This window comes from Streptomyces sp. NBC_01471 (genome assembly GCF_041438865.1).
Lineage (GTDB): Bacteria > Actinomycetota > Actinomycetes > Streptomycetales > Streptomycetaceae > Streptomyces.
This window is the reverse complement of record NZ_CP109450.1, coordinates 7,327,612-7,346,081: the sequence shown is the minus strand read 5'-3', so window position 1 is coordinate 7,346,081 and position 18,470 is coordinate 7,327,612. Positions and strand designations below refer to the sequence as shown.

Below are 18,470 nucleotides of genomic sequence, written 5' to 3'. Positions count from 1 at the left end.
CCGGCCGGATCACCGCGTTGCACCGCGGATCACAGGGCATCGGGGGCGAGAGCGCGGAGCGCGGACACCGTGTCCGCGTCGGCGGGGCCCTTGTCCTCGCGGTAGCGCAGGACGCGTGCGAAGCGGAGGGCGAGACCGGCCGGGTAACGGGGGCTTCGCTGCAGCCCGTCGAACGCCACTTCCACCACCAGCTCGGGCCGGACCCGTACGACGTATCCGTCCCGGCTCACCTCGCGCGCCAGCAGTTCGCGGGTCTGCCAGGCCAGAAGTTCATCGGTGAGGCCCTTGAAGGTCTTGCCGAGCATCACCCACGGACCGGAATCTCCCTCCTCCCCGCGAGCGGCGAGATGAAGATTGCTGAGCAGGCCCTGTCGCCTGCCGTGCCCCCACTCCGCCGCCGTCACCACCAGATCCAGCGTGTGCCGTGGCTTACTTGATCCATCCGGCCACGCGGCGCCCCGCCGCGTACGGCGCTTCGGGATCCTTCACCACCACGCCCTCCTGCCCCTGCGCGACGGCGTCCGCGAAGAAACGTTCGGCCTCGGCCGTCTCGCCGGTGGCCGTACGCGGAACACGCAGTTCCACAGGGACCACCGCGTCGAGGGCCTCCCAGCGGGCCCGTGCGGGCAGGTCGATGAGGTCGGCACCGTCACGGTGCAGCAGGTCGAAGAAGTACACCCGCAGCGGCACTTCGGCACGCAGCCGGGCCGGGTCCTGCCGCGACGCGGTACGGGCGGCCGTCACCTGGAACGGCAGGGGGCGCCCGTCCGGCCCCACCGCGATGGCCTCCCCGTCGAACACGGCCGAGTGCACCGGCAACTCCGCCGCGGCCTCGACCACTTCGGGCACCCGCGAGGTGATGTCGTCCAGGCTCCGGGTGAAGACGGCCACTTCGTCGCCGTTCCGGTGGACCTGCACCCGGATACCGTCCAGCTTCCACTCCAGAGCAGCGGGCCCGACCCGCTCCAGCGCCGCTGCCACATCGGGTGCCCCCGCGGCGAGCATCGGCCGAACCGGCCTTCCCAGCTCCAGACCGAACGCCCGCAGCGCCTCCTGCCCGCCGGACAGGGCAGCGGCGGCCACGGCGCGGGCCGAACCGCGGAACATCAGCGCCCGCCGGACGTCCGCCGCCGCCACTCCGGCGGCCTTCGCCACCGCGTCCGCGACCACGGAGTCGAGTGCGCCCTGGCGCAGTTCACCGACGAGGACGGCACCGAGAAAGGACTGCTCCGGTGCGGTGGCCCGGGAGAACAGCCCGTGGAGCAGGGAGCTCCGTTCCTCGCGCGAACCGGGACCGTGCACCGCGGCCAGCGCGTCCAGGATGTCCTGCGTCTCCCGCACACCGAGCGACGGGTCAGCCGCGGGTTCCGGAAGGTCGCGCAGAGCCGCCGGCCCGACCCCGATCCGCATCCGCCGGGACTCACCGGAGAGCAGTGACACCGCCACGGGCAGATCGTCGGGTCCCAGGCTTCTCAGGTACTCCGCCAGCAGGGCGGTCTTCGCGTTCCTGGCGGATTCCGAACCGACGGCTCGGGAGGTGGCGGCGAGTTCTTGAAGCAGCATGGCGGGGCTCCGGGCCGGTGGAAGAAGCGGGGCGAAGGCGCAGGATCCGTACCCGTTTTCCACTGCGCCGTCCCGGTGCGGACGGGTGCGGACCCGGGCCCGTACGGCGTCGACCTGGCCGACACGCCTCGGAACGCGGGAGGGAGGACTGGACCAGGGCGGCGCGGTGCGGTGCGGTGCGGGCGGGTGCGCAACTACCGTGGCTCGCCCGCGCCGCACCGCGCGCCGGGCTCAGCGGACCCCGTGCGGGCGGAACTGCACGCTGATGCGCGGCCCTACGGGCCGGGACGTCTTGAGAATCGCGTGTTCCCAGGTGCGCTGGCAGCTGCCACCCATCACGATGAGGTCGCCGTGTCCGAGCGGTGTGCGGACCGTGTCGCCTCCGCCGCGCGGCCGGAGCACAAGGTTCCGGGGAGCCCCGAGCGAGAGGATCGCCACCATGGTGTCCTCCCTGCTGCCCCGGCCAATGGTGTCCCCGTGCCAGGCGACGCCGTCCCGTCCGTCGCGGTAGAAGCACAGTCCGGCCGTGGTGAAGGGCTCCCCCAGCTCCTCCGCGTAGTGCGTTCCGAGCGCGTCACGGGCCTCGTCGAGCACCGGGTGCGGCAGGGGGTCGTCAGCACCGAAGAACGACAGCAGTCTCGGCACCTCCACCACCCGCTCGTACATGACACGCTGCTCCGCGTGCCAGGGGACGTCCCGCACCAGTACGTCGAAGAGCGCGTCCGCCCCGGCGAGCCACTGCGGCAGTACATCGATCCAGGCGCCCTGACCCAGATGGCTGCGGTGAGCCCCGGCCAGCGGGCGCAGACCGGTCGCGTCACCCTGGTCGAAGAGGGAACTCTGCAGGTGGACAGCCATACCGCACAGGATACCCGAACGTTTATTCGAACGCAGAGACCAGATCCGAACGCCGTAGCAATCTACAAAGACATGCGGGGCACCGACCTGCAGAAACCGCCAGTAGAATCACTTCACGTGACTGCAAAGCCTCGCATCCCCAACGTTCTGGCCGGCCGCTACGCCTCCACGGAGCTCGCTGTCCTCTGGTCCCCCGAGCAGAAGGTCAGGCTGGAGCGCCGGCTCTGGCTCGCCGTGCTGCGTGCCCAGCAGGACCTCGGGATCGAGGTGCCCGGGACCGCGCTCGCCGACTACGAGCGGGTGCTCGACCAGGTCGATCTGGCGTCGATCGCCGAGCGCGAGAAGGTCACCCGGCACGACGTGAAGGCGCGGATCGAGGAGTTCAACGCCCTCGCGGGGCATGAGCAGATCCACAAGGGGATGACCTCGCGTGACCTCACCGAGAACGTGGAGCAGCTCCAGATCCGGCTCTCGCTGGAGCTGATGCGCGACCGGACCGTCGCGGTGCTCGCGCGTCTCGGGAGGCTGGCCGGTGAGCACGCCGAGCTGGTGATGGCCGGGCGTTCGCACAATGTGGCAGCGCAGGCGACAACGCTCGGCAAGCGCTTCGCGACGACCGCCGACGAACTGCTGACGGCGTACGGACGTCTTGAGGACCTGCTGGGGCGTTACCCGCTGCGCGGGATCAAGGGCCCGGTCGGTACCGCACAGGACATGCTCGACCTGCTGGGCGGCGACGAGTCGAAGCTGGCGGAACTGGAACAGCGGATCGCGGGGCACCTCGGCTTCGCCCATGCCTTCACATCGGTCGGCCAGATCTACCCGCGTTCGCTCGACTACGACGTGGTGACCACGCTGGTCCAGCTGGCGGGCGCGCCCTCGTCCATGGCCAAGACGATCCGGTTGATGGCCGGGCACGAGCTGGTCACGGAGGGGTTCAAGCCGGGGCAGGTCGGCTCGTCCGCGATGCCGCACAAGATGAACACCCGCTCCTGCGAGCGCGTGAACGGTCTGATGGTGATCCTGCGGGGTTACGCGTCGATGACCGGCGAACTGGCCGGTGACCAGTGGAACGAGGGCGACGTGTCGTGCTCGGTCGTCCGCCGCGTCGCCCTGCCCGACGCGTTCTTCGCGTTCGACGGGCTGCTGGAGACCTTCCTGACCGTTCTCGACGAGTTCGGCGCGTTCCCGGCGGTCGTGGCCCGCGAACTGGACCGCTATCTGCCGTTCCTGGCCACCACCAAGGTACTGATGGGTGCCGTAAGGGCGGGCGTCGGCCGCGAGGTGGCGCACGAGGTCATCAAGGAGCACGCGGTCGCCTCCGCGCTCGCCATGCGCGAGCAGGGCGCTGAGCGCAACGAGTTGCTGGAGAAGCTGGCGGCCGACGAGCGGATGCCTCTCGACCGGGCGCAGCTGGACGCCCTGATGGCCGACAAGCTCTCTTTCACCGGCGCTGCGGGCGCACAGGTGGCCGCGGTGGTCTCCCGGATCGAGGAGGTCTCCAAGCAGCACCCGGAGGCCGCCGTCTACGCCCCCGGCTCCATCCTCTGACCCGCCGGTGAAGCCCGAAGAGCTCGAAGCCGCCCGTGACCGCATCGTCCCCGATGTGGTCACGGCGGGCTTGAGCGTGCTGTTCTGCGGGATCAACCCCGGCCTGATGACGGCCGCGACCGGCCATCACTTCGCCCGGCCCGGAAACCGTTTCTGGCCGGTGCTGCACCTGTCGGGATTCACACCCCGCAGGCTGGCCCCGTCGGAGCAGGACGAACTGCTCACCCTCGGTCTCGGCATCACCAATGTGGTGGCACGGGCATCGGCCCGCGCCGATGAGCTGAGCCCCGAGGAGTACCGCGAGGGCGGGCGCATTCTGACGGCCAAGGTGGAGAGACTGAAGCCGCGTTGGCTGGCCGTCGTGGGAGTCACCGCCTACCGCACGGCATTCCGTGAACCCAAGGCAAGAATCGGACCGCAGACACGGACGATCGGCTCCACCCGGATCTGGGCACTGCCCAACCCGAGCGGCCTCAACGCCCACTGGACCGCTGCGACGATGGCCGAGGAGTACGGAAGACTGCGCGAAGCCGCGCAGACCACGCCCGCGGAGCCCACGCCCGCAGACCCCACATGGGGGCACGCGCCGTAACCCGGCGGCGATCCGGCGCACCCCCCGGACCGCAATCCGACCAAGACCGCCCTCAGCCCACAGCCCGGCTACCGGCTACCGGCTACCGGCTACCGGCTACCGGCTACCGGCTACCGGCACGATTGCACGGCTGGGCGCCCCGGGCTACGGCGGATCCACGTCGGTAACCGCCACGATCAGCCGGACCTCCTGGTCCTGGCCTCCCTGAACGGCGCCGACGGCGATCCAGCGGTCCTCTGCCTTCCAGAGATGGAGGGACGACATAGTGGTGCACAACTCGTCCCAGGGCTCCGGTATCTCCTCCCCCTCCATACGCCGGGCCAGCATGCTCCAGAGGCTGAACGTCTGCGCCTCGCCCCACCGCGCGTCGAGCACGGCCAACAGGGCCTCGCGCTCGGCCCCGATCTGGTCGTCGGCCTGCACATCCGGAACGGGGGCGGCGTCCCCGCCCGTCGGGAGGGCCTCGCGGGTGATCAGAGCCGCCAGGTGGTATCCCGGGCCGCCGCGACCGGTGTCCGACCATCCGGGCCGCGCAGGGAACGCACGGGCCCGCAGCCGGTCGATGGTGGAGACGTACTGAGCGGTGGTCATCCCCTCAGTAAACCCTCCGCCACTGACAGTTGAACGCCGGGGCGGTCAGGCGTCACGCCGGTGCAATGCCATCCAGCCGGCACTCAACGCGACAGCCACCCAGCCCGCAGTGACAGCGAGTCCAGTCCACGGCCCCAGCGATCCGCTGGAGTGCTGCAGCAGGACCTGGTGCCCGGCTCGGTCCGGCAGGAAGTCGGCGATACCCGCGCCATGGTCTACGTCACCGATCACGAACGACACCAGGAGCAGGAACGGTATGAGGATCCCCATGACGGCGGGCCCGCTCCGGACCACGGTCGCCAGGCCCGCAGCGAACAGTGTGATCAGTGTCAGATAAAGCGCGCAGCCCACTGCGGCGCGCAGCCCACCGGGCTCACCGATCCCACCGCCGGGAAGACCGATCAGAGCCTGTCCTCCGAGAAAGCAGGCAAGGCCCGTCACCAGGCCGACCGCACAGGCAAGTCCGGCGATGACGGAGAGTTTCGCCACGTAGAAGAGACCTCTGCGCGGCACAGCGGTGAGTGAGGTACGGATGGCGCCGCTTCCGTACTCGCTGGTGATGGCTGTAGCCCCGAAGCAAATGGCCGCGATCTGACCGAAGTTGAGGCCGAGGAACGAGGTGAGGACCGGGTCGAACCCAGGCTTGCCGGCGTTCTCGTGGCCCATGGTCGCACTGCCGAGGAGGGAGAAGGACACCGTGGCGAAGAAGACGGCCAGTAGCGCACCTCCCAGGGCGCGCACCGAGCGGATCTTGATCCACTCCGAGTGGAGCACTGCGGAGAAGGTCATGGCTCATACCTCCGGTGCGAGAGACGGCGGGCGGGCCGAGAATTGGGCCTCGCCGACGGTGAGGTCGAGATATGCCTCCTCCAACGTGGCCTGCTCTGTGGCGAGTTCAAAAATCGTGATGCCCTCCTCAGCCGCGATACTCCCGATTTCCTCGGCTCTGGCACTCTCGACGGCCCAGCTGCCGTCACCCCGTTCGACCGGGACGAGGCCCTTGCGGAACAGCAGGGAACGCAGGCGCTCGCCTTCGGGACTGCGCAGCCGAACCCGTGGCCGGATCCGCGAGTCGATGAAGTCCTGCATCGGGGTGTTCGCGAGAAGCCTGCCCTTGCCCAGGACTACGAGATGGTCCGCGAATGAAGCTGTCTCGTTCATGAGATGGCTGGACACCAGCACAGTCCTGCCTTCCGCGGCCAGGCGGCGCATCAGTTCCCGTATCCAGATGATCCCTTCGGGGTCCAGACCGTTCGATGGTTCGTCCAGCATCAGCACGGACGGATCCCCCAGCAGAGCAGCGGCTATACCCAAGCGCTGCCGCATGCCCAGCGAGAACGTCCTGATCCGATGGGCGGCAACGCTCGCGATTCCAGCATCCTCCAGCACTTCGGCCACTCGCCCTCGCCCCATGCGATGGGCGGCAGCAAGGGCCAGCAAGTGATCGCGTGCGGTGCGCGCGCCGTGCGCGGCGTTCGCATCGAGCAGCGCACCGGCCAGCCTCAGCGGTTCTGCGGCATGCGCATAACGGCGGCCGCCGATGGTGGCGGCCCCTGAGGTGGGGCGGTCGAGGCCCAGGACCAGTCGCATGGTCGTGGACTTGCCCGCTCCGTTGGGTCCGAGGAAGCCGGTGACCCGGCCGGGCAGGACGGTGAACGAGAGCCCGTCCACTGCCCGGTTCGAACCGTAGTCCTTGGTGAGTTCGCTGACTTCGATACTGGTCATGGCTCCACCTTCCCGGTGGCCCACTGTCCATGGCCTCCCCCGGCCGGGGGGATCCGCTCCCCCGTGCGGGGGAGCCGCCGGAGTCTGGCCGGCTGGCACGATTACGGCATGTTCCGCCTCATTCGGCCGCTGCTTCGCCCGGTCACCTACACACGATGGCTGCATGTCTGCGTCCCACTCACGTTCGTCGCCGTGTGGCTGTTCATCGACATGAAGCACTTCTACGTGCCGGTGTTCCTCGTCGTTCCGCTCGGGCTGATCCCTGCCGTCCGGCTGGAGGAGGCGCTGCAGGCCCAGTTGCTGCTCACACCTGACGAACGGGAGCGGCCCGAAGCATCCATCTCGGTTGCCCCGTCCCTGACTTGGGCGGATCGCTGGCGTACCGTGCTGTGGCTCGAAGCGCGGCTGGTCTCAGGCGTCCTGGGTGTGCTCGCTCCCGTGCAGCTGCTGTTTCTGAGCCTCCGGCTGTTCGATGCCGGGCCCTGGTGGTACGCCCTTCTCGCGCTCCTGCCGATCCTGGCGATACCCGTCTGTGTTGTCGCTTCCGGCACGCTGATCACAGCTGTCGCCCGCGTGCTGCTCGGCCCTTCCCGGGGACAGCGCTTGACCGCACTGGAGGAGCGTACGGAGCAACTCCTCGAACGCAACCGCATCGCCAGGGAGTTGCACGACTCCATCGGTCACGCCCTCACCGTGGCCGTGGTGCAGGCAGGCGCAGCCCGGGCCGCGAACGACCCGGCGTTCACCGACCGGGCGCTGGCCGCCATCGAGGAGACGGGACGGGAGGCACTGGAAGATCTGGAGCGGGTACTGCTCATCCTGCGCGAGGTGGCGACCCCGCTGGGGCAGCGCCCGTCGCTCAGCGAGGCAGACCGCCTTCTGGAATCGGCCCGCAGCTCGGGCGCGGAGGTGGACGCCGAGGTGAGTGGTCCGGTGGAACTGGTACCCGGCCCGATCTCACGGGAGGGATACCGCATGCTGCAGGAGGCACTGACCAATGTGCTGCGCCACTCCGGCCCCGTTCCCGTGCGGGTGCGGATCGCCGTCGTTGCCGGACAGCTCAGCCTGGAGGTGACCAATCCACTGACCGGTTCGGCTGGACGGTCCAACGGCGGAAGCGGGTTGCGCGGCATACGGGAGCGCGCGGCACTGCTCGGCGGGACGGCGGAGACGGGACCGCACGGGGGCGATTGGAGGGTATATGCACGGTTGCCGCTCGACGGCCTAGGCTGACCGGGTGCCGATCTCTGTGCTGCTTGTCGACGACGAACCCCTCGTACGTGCGGGGCTGCGTGCCGTACTTGAAGCCCAGGGCGACATTCAGGTGGTGGGCGAAGCCGCTGATGGTGCGGCCGTGGTGCCGCTGGTGCGCCGGCTGCGCCCCGATGTGGTGGCCATGGATGTGCGGATGCCCCTGCTGGACGGCATCGCGGCCACTCGGGCAGTACTGCGGTCCTTTCAGCCGCCGCCGAAGATCCTCGTCGTGACGACTTTCGAGAACGACGAGTACGTCTATCAGGCGCTGCGCGCCGGTGCGGACGGATTCCTGCTGAAGCGTGCCCGGCCCGCCGAGATCGTCCACGCGGTGCGGCTGATCGCCGAGGGAGAGTCGCTGCTGTTCCCCGCAGCGGTCCGGGCGCTCGCCGCCGAGTACGGCAACAAGGCAGCGCGAGAGGCGCTGGACCGGGCGGCTCTCACCGAACGGGAAGCCGCCGTGTTGCGGCTGATGGCGCGCGGCCTGTCGAACGCGGAGATCGCGGGTCAGCTGATCATCGGCGCCGAGACGGTGAAGTCCCACGTCAGCGCCGTGCTGGCCAAGCTGGGTGCCCGCGACCGTACGCAAGCGGTGATTGCCGCGTACGAGTCCGGGTTCGTCGCGCCCGCCTGACCCGCCGCCGTCCCGGCAGCCACTCGCCGCCCGACCTGTCACCCGGTACCATCCGGCACACACGCATGAGCTGAGCTGGGAGGACAGACGTTGGGGCAGCTGACCGGCGGGGATCCCTCGTTGCTGCGACGGATCAACTCCTCCGTGGTGCTGCACGCACTGCGCGGCGAGGTGTTCCCGACTCTGACGGATCTCACCCGAATCACCGGCCTTTCGCGGCCGACGGTCGAAGGCGTGATCGAAGGCCTGATGGCGGCCGGCCTCGTCGTCGAGGACGCCCCCGGGGAGGAGGGCGAGACCCGGCGCCAGGGACGGCCGGCGCGGCGGTTCCGTTTCCGTGCGGAGGCCGGGCATCTGCTGGGCATCGAGATCGGACCGCACCGGGTCGCCGCCCTGGTCTCGGGTCTCGACGGAGAGATCATCGGCTCCGGTTCCCGCGCGGTGCCCGAGACAGCACCGGCGGACGAGCGGCTGGAGCGAGTACGGAGCACGGTGGCCGATGTGCTGCGCCGGGCCGGAGTCGCGCGCAGCACGCTGCGCGCAGTCGGGGTCGGCAGCCCTGGCATCGTCGAGGCGGACGGAACCGTCCGACTGGGCACGGCACTCCCCGACTGGACCGGGCTCGCGCTGGGCGAGAGGCTGCGGCGGTCGTTCCGCTGCCCGGTCCTCGTCGAGAACGACGCCAACGCGGCAGTCGTGGCCGAGCACTGGAAGGGCGCCGCGACCGATTCCGACGACATCGTCTTCGTGCTCGCCGGGCTGAGCCCTGGGGCGGGATCGCTGATCGGCGGGCGGCTGCACCGCGGTTTCGGCGGCGCGGCGGGTGAGATCGGCGCACTGCACCTGCTGGGCCGCGGAGTCACACCCGAGAAGCTGCTCTCCACGACCGACGAGCCCCTCCACCCGCTGGACGAACTCGCGGTCGCCGAGGTCTTCACGCATGCGAAAGAGGGCGACACCCGGGCCCGGGCCGCCGTGGAGCGGTTCATCCAGCGGCTGGTCCACGATGTGGCGGCGCTGGTGCTGGCGCTCGATCCGGAACTGGTGGTGATCGGCGGCTGGGCGGCCGGGCTCGACGGGGTACTGGAGCCGCTGCGGGGCGAGTTGGCGCGCTACTGTCTGCGCCCGCCCCGGGTCGCACTGTCCGTGCTCGGTGAGGCCGCAGTGGCGACCGGAGCGCTGCGGCTGGCGCTCGACTACGTGGAGGAGGAGCTCTTCGCCGTGGAGAAGACGGTGACGGCCCGCCGCTGAGTGCGGCGACGGGACCCGTCACACGAGGTACCGGGGGACGCCCCCCGTCACACGTGGTACCGGGGACGGGAGCGGGCAGGGGCCTGCGCCCGGACAATGGACGTCCGGGTCAGGAGGCCTTCTTGCCACCGGGCAGTTGGTCGCTGATCTCCACGTCGCCCGAGTCGCCGAAGGTGAGCCGGCAAGTGTCCGCCCGATAGGTGGCCACCGACACCGCGACCGTTTTGCCGCCCGCGATGTACCGGGTGGTGACGACGAGCACCGGAGCGCCGGGCAACCGGTCGAGTTCCTTTGCGTCGTCGGCGCGGGCCGATCCGAGCTCCACCGCGCGATCCTGGCCGTCGAGGTCAAGATGCTGCAGCTCACGCAGGACGGCGCGAGCACGCGCCGGGCCCGACGGAGCTTCTATGGCGGACAGTTCGGGCACGGAGGCAACCGGTACGTACACCAGCTCCGTGGCGACGGACTGACCGTGCGTCATCCGGATCCTGCGTACGGTGTGCACCGCGTCGCCGGCGTCCGCCTCGAGCAGCCGGGCCACGGCGGCCGGCGGGGCGTCGCTGCCGCACTCGACGGGCTGCCAGGCGTCGTCCGACGCTCCGGGCCAGGTCTGCTGGGAAGTCGACACGTCGACACCGACACGCGGCGGGGCGACCGTGGTACCCACCCCCCGGCGGCGCTGCAGACGCCCTTCCAGCTCCAGCTGCTCCAGCGCCTGACGCAGCGTGGCGCGCGCGACTCCGAAACGCGCGGCCAGTTCACGCTCGTTGGGAAGGACCTCCCCGACCGCGAATTCCGAGTCCAGCGCGTCAGTGAGCACGGTCTTGAGGTGCCAGTACTTCGGCTCCGGCACCGATTCCAGCTGCGTGGTCCCCACCCTGATCCTCCGCAATCGCCGTGTCCCCGGCGGCTTTTCTGTGCCTTATTTATTAAAGGTTCCTGCACTAACTCTGCGAGAGTAGGGCGGCACCTCTTCTTGGTCAAGACCAATCCTCGCCCGATAGCGGAGCGCATCCGGTTCATGACGCAGAGCGTTCACGGGAAGTTATCGGTCGGTCGGCCACTCAGGCCAGCCGGACAGCCGGAACCGGACAGCTGCCGGCGAACTGCCGAACGCGCACGGCCGGTGCCCGGCGGCCGCGCACAGCGAAGAGACCCGCGACGCATCCGGCGCACGGGGCCCGGGACGGGCCGAGGGTGAACCCTTCCGGCAGGGGCCGCCCCCGGACAGGGGTACGCCCCTGCTGGGGGAGCTGAAAGGCTCTACTCCGCAGAAAGCAGGAGGAGTTTGTCAGGGTTGCGCACGATATAGATCTCGGCGATCCGACCGTCCTTGATCTCGGCCTGCACCACGGTATCCACCGCGCCACCCGTGAGCACCACGATCGCCGGAGCCCCATTGAGCTCCCTGATGCGGAACTCGACGCCCTCGACACCCTTCTCCGCGATCCCGATCAGGAAGCGGCTCACCTTGTCCGCGCTCTCCAGGACGCGCAGCGGCGCCTTGGACTTGCCGCCACTGTCCCCCACCAGACGCACTCCGGGTGTCAGCAGGGCCAGCAGCTCGTCCAGGTTCCCGCCCGCGGCCGCCGCGAGGAACCGCTCGGTGAGATCCCGGCGTTCGGCCGGATCGACGTCGTACCGCGGTTTGCGCTCCTCCACATGACGCCGGGCCCGCCCGGCGAGCTGGCGCACGGCCGCCTCGCCCCGGTCGAGCACGACGGCGATCTCCGCGTACGGGAATCCGAAGGCCTCCCGCAGCACGAACACCGCACGCTCCAGCGGAGAGAGCGACTCCAGCACCACCAGAACGGCGAAGGACACGGACTCGGCGAGCACGGCCTGCTCAGCGGTGTCGGGAACGGCCGCACCGAAGTCCGTGGCAAGCGGCTCGGGGAGCCACGGCCCCACATACGCCTCGCGCCGCGACTGCACATGCCTGAGCCGGTCGAGAGCCAGCCGGGTCGTGATACGGACGAGGAAGGCCCGCGGTTCGCGCACATCTCCGCGATCCGCCGCCGACCAGCGGAGCCATGCCTCCTGTACGACGTCCTCGGCGTCGGCAACCCGGCCGAGCATGCGGTACGCCACTCCGGCCAGTACGGAGCGGTGTTCTTCGAAGAGGTCGGTCGCCATGTCGGTCGCCACTCCCCCATCCCAGCGGACCGACCCGCCCGTGTCCAGAAGGAATCGCCGCAGGAGAGCGGATCCACTGCGTGCCGCCCGCTCCTGGCAGGCACGGTGCTCTCGTCGCGCCACCGCGTTCTTCGCGCCACCCCGTTCATCACTCCACCCCGCCTCTCACTCCGCCCCTCCACCGCCCGCTCTTCGCTCAGCCCCGTTCTCCGCGCCACCTCTTTTCGCGCCACCCCCTTGAAGTGCAAGCTACTGAAGGGTAATTGTTACTGACGCATCGTCTAAGTGCTGGTTCCTGCCCTCAGGGACCCCCACCCCAGGGAGCAGCAGCATGACCGACCAGGTCTCCTTCACGATCGACACCCCGACGGGGCAGAAGCCGGTCTCGGTCGCGTACGAGCGCACCGGATCCGGCGTTCCGCTCCTGCTGCTGCACGGCATAGGCCACCACCGGCAGGCATGGGATCCCGTGGTGCACATCCTGGCCGCCGAGCGCGAGGTGATCGCTGTGGATCTGCCTGGGTTCGGCGCCTCACCCGCGCTGCCCGCCGGCGTGCCGTACGACCTCGCGTCGGTCGTGCCCGTACTCGGCGCGATGTGCGAGGCGCTCGGCGTCCAACGGCCCCATGTGGCGGGGAACTCGCTCGGCGGTCTGCTCGCGCTGGAACTGGGCAGCAGAAGGCTCGTACGGTCGGTGACCGCCCTCTCCCCGGCCGGCTTCTGGACTCCGGCCGAGCGGCGTTACGCGTTCTCGACGCTGACGGCGATGCGGCAGGGCGCCCGGCTGCTGCCGCCCACGGCTGTGGAGCGGCTGTCGCGCTCGGCGGCCGGGCGGGCGGCCCTCACCGGCACCATCTACGCCCGGCCCGGCCGCCGTTCACCGGAGGCCGTGGTCGCCGAGACCCGGGCGCTGCGCGCCGCGACCGGCTTCGGCGAAACGCTCGCCGCCGGCCGGGACGTGCTGTTCACCTCCGAGGTGAGCGCCGTACCCGTCACCGTGGCCTGGGGCACGAAGGACCGCATCCTGCTGCGCCGCCAGGGCATCCGGGCCAAGCGCACCATCCCCGGCGCCCGGCTGGTCCGGCTGCCCGGCTGCGGCCATGTCCCGATGAGCGACGACCCCGCCCTGGTGGCCCGCGTCATTCTCGACACCAGCCGCTGAACGGCGTCGGGCCACCCCGGACCCGAGGACCACGCCCATCGCGACCAGCGCGCTGCCCACGGCCTGCGGTGCGCCGTAGCCCCCTGCGCCGACCAGGGGCGCGGTCAGTGCGGCAGCCACAGGGATCAGGCCGGAGAACAGCGTGGCCCGCTCGGCGCCGATCCGGCGCATCCCGCTGTACCAGCAGACGAAGCCGACGACGGTGACCACGACCGCCTGCCAGCCGAGCGCCACCGCCTCGGCGGTGTCCGGCGCACGGACAAAACCGCGTCCGTCCACGGCGATGCCGAGCCCGGCCGATTCGAGGGCCGCCACCGCGCACACCGTGGCGGACAGCAGCTTCGGGCCGAGGGGCCGTAGCACCGGAGGGGCGAGTACCGCGAAGCCCACCTCCCCCGCGAGTGCGCCCGCCGAGCAGCCGACCCCCATGGCGTCGGTCCGGCCCCAGCCCTGGACCGCGAAGGCGCCCGCGGCCACCAGAAGCGCGCCCAGGAGGACGGGCCCGGTCGGCCGCCGCCCGCCCGCCAGCGGCACGAGCACCGCGACGACGACAGGCGCGCAGCCGACGAGGACACCGGGGACCGCCGGCTCCGCGCTCCGTTCCGCGGCCAGCACCGCCAGGTTGAACCCGACCATCCCGACGGCGGAGAGCAGGCCGAGACGCCCCCACTGGCCCGCGCCGAGCGCCCGCAGCCGTGCCAGGCCGCCCCGCCCGAGCAGCGGCAGGAGCAACAGGGCGGCCAGCGCGTACCGCAGGGCCTGGCCGCCCGCGTAGGGGTAGTCGCCGAGCACGCTGTTGGCCGTGAACGACCCGCCGACCAGGAGACAGGCGAGAGACGCGAGGAGCGCTCCCCGCAAGGGAGTTGATGTCATGCGAACGACGCTAGGGGGGCCGGTGGCCCGTATTAGGGTCCACTCGTATGACGTTATCGGGGACCAATCCGCCCGAGGTTCCGGCCGTGCGTCCCTCTGCCGCGTCACCGGCCTGGGAGCTGCTGCTGCCGGTCGCGGCCGCGCCGTCCCGCCGTCGCGGGCGGGAGCTGCGGGAGGCACTGCGGGCAGCGGTCCGGGCCGGGCGGCTTCCGGCCGGGACCCGGCTGCCGTCCAGCCGTGCGCTCGCGGCCGACCTCGGCGTTTCGCGCGGTCTGGTCACCGAGGCGTACGAGCAGCTGACCGCGGAGGGCTATCTGCGCACCGGCCGCGGCGCGGGCACCTGGGTGGGCGGCTCCGTGCGCGCCCCGGTGAGCGGTGCGCGGGACAGAGCTCCGCGCGCGCCCGGCGTACAGGTGGACTTCCGCCCGGGGACACCCGATCTCTCGCTCTTCCCGCGCGCCGCCTGGAGCGCCGCCCACCGGTCCGTACTGACGAGGCTGCCGCACGACGCACTCGGCTACCCGGACCCGCGCGGCCTTCCCGAGCTGCGCACGGCGCTGGCGGAGCTGCTCACCCGGCGTCGCGGTGTGGTGGCCGATCCGGAGCGGCTCGTGGTCTGTTCCGGTGTCGCGCAGGCGACGACCCTGCTCGGCCTGGCGCTCCACGCGCGCGGTCTGCGCGCCGTCGGTACCGAGGATCCCGGCAGCCCCGAGCACACGGCCCTCTTCGCCGCCGCCGGGCTGCGTACCGTGGCGCTGCCGCTCGACGCGGAAGGGCCGGCTCCGGGCCCGCTCACCGAGAGCGGAGTGCGCGCCGTGGCGGCCACCCCCGCCCACCAGTTCCCCACCGGCATCGCCTGCACGCCGGCCCGCCGCTCCGAACTCCTCGGCTGGGCGCGCTCGGTGGACGGGCTGGTCATCGAGGACGACTACGACGGTGACTTCCGTTACGACCGCGCGCCGGTCGGGGCCCTCCAGGGTCTCGATCCCGACCGTGTCGCATACACCGGTTCGGTGAGCAAGTCCCTCGCGCCCGGCCTTCGGCTGGGCTGGCTGGTCGCCCCGGAGTGGATCACCGACGAGATCGTCGCCCGCAAGCGCACCATGGATCTCGGCAATCCCGTCATCGACCAGGCCCTGCTGGCCGAGTTCATCAGGAGCGGCGGCTACGACCGCCAGCTGCGGCGCTGCCAGCGCGCCTACCGGGACCGGCGGGACGCCCTGGTCCGGGCCCTCGGCGAACACGTCCCGGGGGCCGCGGTCAGCGGGATCGCCGCCGGACTGCATCTCATCGCGCGGCTCCCGGAGGCGTACGGCCCGGAGGACCGGTTCCTGGAGCGGGCGGCCCGGGCCGGTGTCGCGGTGCGGCCGCTGTCCGGCTACGGAACCGCCCGCCCCCGGGACGGCGTCGTACATCTGGTGTTCGGATACGCACATCTGGCGCCGCCGGAGATCGAGCGCGGTATCCGGCTGCTCGCAGGAACCAATTGAGGCCCTTGTCGGTTCACTTGGGGTGAGGGGGTACGTTCAATGGCAGCTGCATCACCATGGGGCACCGGGGCTGACGTTTCGCGTCTTTCCCGGCGGAAAAAGGTTCCCAATCAACCAAAATCACACTTAACCCATGAGTCACAGGGCGTTCGTGATCACGCAACACCGCTCGGTCACAGTGAGGGCATGACCGATGTGAATCCCGCGAAGAGCGCCCGCCGCCCGCACCACTGGCGACGGGACCTGATCGAACTGGCCGCCCTGTTCACCGCCGTCGCGCTCGCCGATGCCGTAGCCAATCTCGTCGCTCACGGGCCCGACGGCCCCGTTCTCCTGATCGCCGCCGCGGTGGCGCTCGTCGGCACGGCGGCGTTCCACCTGTGGTGGGCCCAGCGCCACAGCCACGCGCCACCTCCCCGGCGGTCGGGCGCGAGCGGCCCTGCCGCCACGTCCGGTGTGCCCCGCGACGAGCCCGTACTCGGCGCCAGCGACAGCGCCGCGCACGAGATGGGGCGGTCCGAGACCGTGCTGTGGCGGATGCGGACGACCGTACGGGACGAGCCCGGCAGCCTGGCCGCGCTGTGCACGGCGCTGGCCCGTCACCAGGTCGACATCCTGACGCTCCAGACGCACCCGCTCGCCGACGGCACGGTCGACGAGTTCCTGCTGCGCGCGCCCGCCTCCTTCCAGTCCCGGCAGCTCGGCCACGAGGTCGCCGCGGCAGGCGGGCACGACACCTGGATCGAGCGCGCGGACGCCCACGACCTGGTCGACACACCGACCCGCGTCCTGGGCCTCGCCACCCGCACCGCCCTGGACGCCGCCGAACTTCCCTTGGCGCTTCGCCAGTTGCTCGGCCGTTGCACCATCCACTCGCTGCCCCCGGTGTCGGTCGGCGGCGCACCCGCCGAGGATTCCGCACCCGACGAGGGCGTGCTGGAGGAGCGGGTGATGCGGCTGCGCGATCCCTCCGGCGGCACGATCACAGTCGAACGGCCCCATCTGCCGTTCACCCCGACGGAGTTCGCGCGCGCCCGGGCCCTCATCGAACTCGACGCGCGCCTGGGCCCGCGGATGCCCCGCAGCCAGGATGTCTTCACCCTCCCCGAGGGCAACGAGATCACCGTCCGCAGGGCGGGGCCCGACGACGCCGAGGCGGCCAGGGCGATGCACGACCGGTGCACCGACCGGACCCTTGGCCTGCGCTACCACGGCCCTGTGGGCGACGCGGACCGCTATCTCGGCCATCTGCTGAGCCCTCGCTTCGGCCGTACCCTCGCCGTGCAGACGGCTTCAGGACGCGTCGTCGGCCTCGGCCACCTCCTGTGGGACGGCGACGAGACCGAGGTCGCGCTGCTCGTCGAGGACGCCTGGCAGCGCCGCGGTATCGGCTCCGAGCTGCTCGGACGGCTGGTCCAGCTGGCGGAGGAGACCGGGTGCGAGAGCGTGTACGCGGTGACGCAGGCGTCCAACACCGGGATGGTGGCGGCGATGCGCGGCCTGGGGCTGCCCCTCGACTACCAGATCGAGGAAGGCACCCTGGTGATCACCGCGCGGCTGGCGACGACGCCCGCGCACGCCCGGCCGGCACACGACCTGCCGTCGGGCCTTCCGCGTGAACTGCCGTACGGGCCGAGCGAGCAGGGCGGCCACTGAGCGCCCCGTCCAGGTCCGCCCAGAGATCGTCCACGTCCTCCAGACCCACCGACATCCGCAGCAACTGCTCGCTCACGCCTGCGGACCGCCGGTCTCCCTCGGCCACAATGCGGTGGCTGATGGAGGCGGGATGCTGGATGAGAGTGTCGACGCTGCCGAGGCTGACGGCCGGGGTGATCAGCCGTACGCCCGCGATCACCCGGTGCGGATCGCCGTGCACCTCGAAGGCCACCATGGCGCCGCCCAGCTTCGGATAATGGACCGCCGCGACCCTCGGGTCGGCGGCCAGTCGGCGGGACAGCTCAGCGGCCGTCCCGGCGGCGGCCCGCATTCTGACCGGCAGGGTCGAAAGACCGCGCAGCAGCAGGTAGCCGGACAGCGGGTGCAGGACACCGCCCGTCGCGAAGCGCAGCTGCCGCAGCACCCGTGCGAAGTCCTCGTCACAGGCCACCACACCGGCCAGGACATCGCCGTGCCCGCCCAGGTACTTCGTCGCGCTGTGCAGGACGATCCGCGCCCCGTGCTCCAGCGGCCGTTGCAGGACCGGGGTCGCGAAGGTGCTGTCGACGAGCAGCGGCACCGCACCACAGGAGTGCGCCAGCGCCCGGATGTCGATTTCCGCGAGGGTCGGATTGGCCGGCGTCTCGACCATCACCAGGCCGGTCCCCGGACGGATCGCGTCGGCGACGCCCGCCGGGTCGGTCCAGGTCACCTCGGTGCCGAGCAGCCCCGCGGTGAGCAGATGGTCGCTGCACCCGTACAGCGGGCGCACCGCGACAACATGGCGCAGCCCCTGGCTCGCGCGGGCGAGCAGCACCGCGCTGAGCGCGGCCATTCCACTGGCGAAGGCCACCGCGCTCTCGGCTCCTTCCAGCCGGGCGAGCGCCGTCTCGAAACGTGCGGTGGTGGGGTTGTCGAGCCTGGCGTAGACCGGCGCCCCCTGCGGGCGGGCGCCGGTGGCGGCGAACTCGTCGAGCCTGGCCGCCTCCTGCCTGCTGTCGTACGAGGGGTACGTCGTCGAAAGATCGATCGGGACGGCGTGCAGGCCGAGACCGGCGAGGTCTTCGCGTCCGGCGTGCACAGCTTCGGTGGCCAGGGTCCTGGATGTGGTCGGGGCATCGGATTCCATGGGGG

The 18,470-nt window shown here is 71.1% G+C and carries 15 protein-coding genes and 2 pseudogenes; 8 read left to right on the top strand and 9 right to left on the bottom strand.

The window, feature by feature from the left end:
• Positions 1-29: 29 nt before the first annotated feature.
• A pseudogene (locus OG285_RS33200) lies at positions 30-1,563 on the bottom strand (ATP-dependent DNA ligase).
• Positions 1,564-1,794: 231 nt separating this feature from the next.
• A complete protein-coding gene (locus OG285_RS33195; RefSeq protein WP_371793170.1) occupies positions 1,795-2,421 on the bottom strand; it encodes an alpha-ketoglutarate-dependent dioxygenase AlkB in 627 nt (208 codons plus the stop codon).
• Between the two features lie 117 nt (positions 2,422-2,538).
• Here OG285_RS33195 and purB point away from each other — a divergent pair, with 117 nt between their 5' ends.
• A complete protein-coding gene (gene purB, locus OG285_RS33190) occupies positions 2,539-3,972 on the top strand; it encodes an adenylosuccinate lyase (protein ID WP_371793169.1) in 1,434 nt (477 codons plus the stop codon).
• A gap of 7 nt (positions 3,973-3,979) precedes the next feature.
• Entirely contained in the window at positions 3,980-4,564 is a 585-nt protein-coding gene (gene mug, locus OG285_RS33185) for a G/U mismatch-specific DNA glycosylase (RefSeq protein WP_371793168.1), read from the top strand.
• Positions 4,565-4,708: 144 nt separating this feature from the next.
• Here the strand turns inward: mug and OG285_RS33180 are convergent, their stop codons facing one another.
• From OG285_RS33180 to OG285_RS33170, 3 genes are read right to left on the bottom strand one after another with little or no spacing between them, the layout of a single operon-like run.
• Positions 4,709-5,155 carry a hypothetical protein gene (locus OG285_RS33180; protein WP_371793167.1) on the bottom strand — a complete coding sequence of 149 codons (447 nt, stop codon included), beginning with the start codon at positions 5,153-5,155 and terminating at the stop codon, positions 4,709-4,711.
• 45 nt (positions 5,156-5,200) lie between these two features.
• Positions 5,201-5,944, bottom strand: a complete 744-nt coding sequence (locus tag OG285_RS33175; protein ID WP_371793166.1) for an ABC transporter permease — start codon at positions 5,942-5,944, stop codon at positions 5,201-5,203.
• Between the two features lie 3 nt (positions 5,945-5,947).
• Positions 5,948-6,880 carry an ABC transporter ATP-binding protein gene (locus OG285_RS33170; RefSeq protein ID WP_371793165.1) on the bottom strand — a complete coding sequence of 311 codons (933 nt, stop codon included), beginning with the start codon at positions 6,878-6,880 and terminating at the stop codon, positions 5,948-5,950.
• 108 nt (positions 6,881-6,988) lie between these two features.
• Between OG285_RS33170 and OG285_RS33165 the strand changes: the two genes are divergently transcribed.
• The 3 genes from OG285_RS33165 (at position 6,989) to OG285_RS33155 (ending at position 10,019) form a co-directional block, all read left to right on the top strand.
• Entirely contained in the window at positions 6,989-8,113 is a 1,125-nt protein-coding gene (locus OG285_RS33165) for a sensor histidine kinase (RefSeq protein ID WP_371793164.1), read from the top strand.
• Between the two features lie 4 nt (positions 8,114-8,117).
• On the top strand, positions 8,118-8,768 hold the full coding sequence (locus tag OG285_RS33160; RefSeq protein ID WP_356832290.1) for a response regulator transcription factor: 651 nt from the start codon (positions 8,118-8,120) through the stop codon (positions 8,766-8,768).
• Positions 8,769-8,858: 90 nt separating this feature from the next.
• Positions 8,859-10,019 (top strand): ROK family protein, encoded by a 1,161-nt coding sequence (locus OG285_RS33155; RefSeq protein ID WP_371793163.1) that lies wholly within the window; start codon positions 8,859-8,861, stop codon positions 10,017-10,019.
• 109 nt (positions 10,020-10,128) lie between these two features.
• Here OG285_RS33155 and OG285_RS33150 read toward each other — a convergent pair whose 3' ends face one another.
• Positions 10,129-10,896 (bottom strand): GntR family transcriptional regulator, encoded by a 768-nt coding sequence (locus OG285_RS33150; RefSeq protein ID WP_371793162.1) that lies wholly within the window; start codon positions 10,894-10,896, stop codon positions 10,129-10,131.
• A gap of 386 nt (positions 10,897-11,282) precedes the next feature.
• Positions 11,283-12,167, bottom strand: a complete 885-nt coding sequence (locus OG285_RS33145) for an RNA polymerase sigma-70 factor (protein WP_371793161.1) — start codon at positions 12,165-12,167, stop codon at positions 11,283-11,285.
• A 319-nt stretch (positions 12,168-12,486) separates the two neighbouring features.
• Here OG285_RS33145 and OG285_RS33140 point away from each other — a divergent pair, with 319 nt between their 5' ends.
• Complete coding sequence (locus OG285_RS33140) at positions 12,487-13,317, top strand: alpha/beta fold hydrolase (RefSeq protein ID WP_371793160.1); 831 nt, start codon at positions 12,487-12,489, stop codon at positions 13,315-13,317.
• Between the two features lie 84 nt (positions 13,318-13,401).
• Here the strand turns inward: OG285_RS33140 and OG285_RS33135 are convergent.
• Positions 13,402-14,190 (bottom strand): annotated as a pseudogene (locus tag OG285_RS33135) (EamA family transporter); the annotation flags it as partial.
• A 47-nt stretch (positions 14,191-14,237) separates the two neighbouring features.
• On the opposite strand from OG285_RS33135, the gene OG285_RS33130 reads away from it, so the two are divergent.
• Both OG285_RS33130 and OG285_RS33125 read left to right on the top strand, forming a co-directional pair.
• Positions 14,238-15,680 carry a PLP-dependent aminotransferase family protein gene (locus OG285_RS33130; RefSeq protein WP_371793159.1) on the top strand — a complete coding sequence of 481 codons (1,443 nt, stop codon included), beginning with the start codon at positions 14,238-14,240 and terminating at the stop codon, positions 15,678-15,680.
• Positions 15,681-15,866: 186 nt separating this feature from the next.
• Positions 15,867-17,336 carry a GNAT family N-acetyltransferase gene (locus OG285_RS33125; RefSeq protein ID WP_371793158.1) on the top strand — a complete coding sequence of 490 codons (1,470 nt, stop codon included), beginning with the start codon at positions 15,867-15,869 and terminating at the stop codon, positions 17,334-17,336.
• Here OG285_RS33125 and OG285_RS33120 read toward each other — a convergent pair.
• Entirely contained in the window at positions 17,227-18,465 is a 1,239-nt protein-coding gene (locus OG285_RS33120; RefSeq protein WP_371793157.1) for a PLP-dependent aspartate aminotransferase family protein, read from the bottom strand. The genes OG285_RS33125 and OG285_RS33120 overlap by 110 nt on opposite strands.
• Positions 18,466-18,470 lie beyond the last annotated feature (5 nt).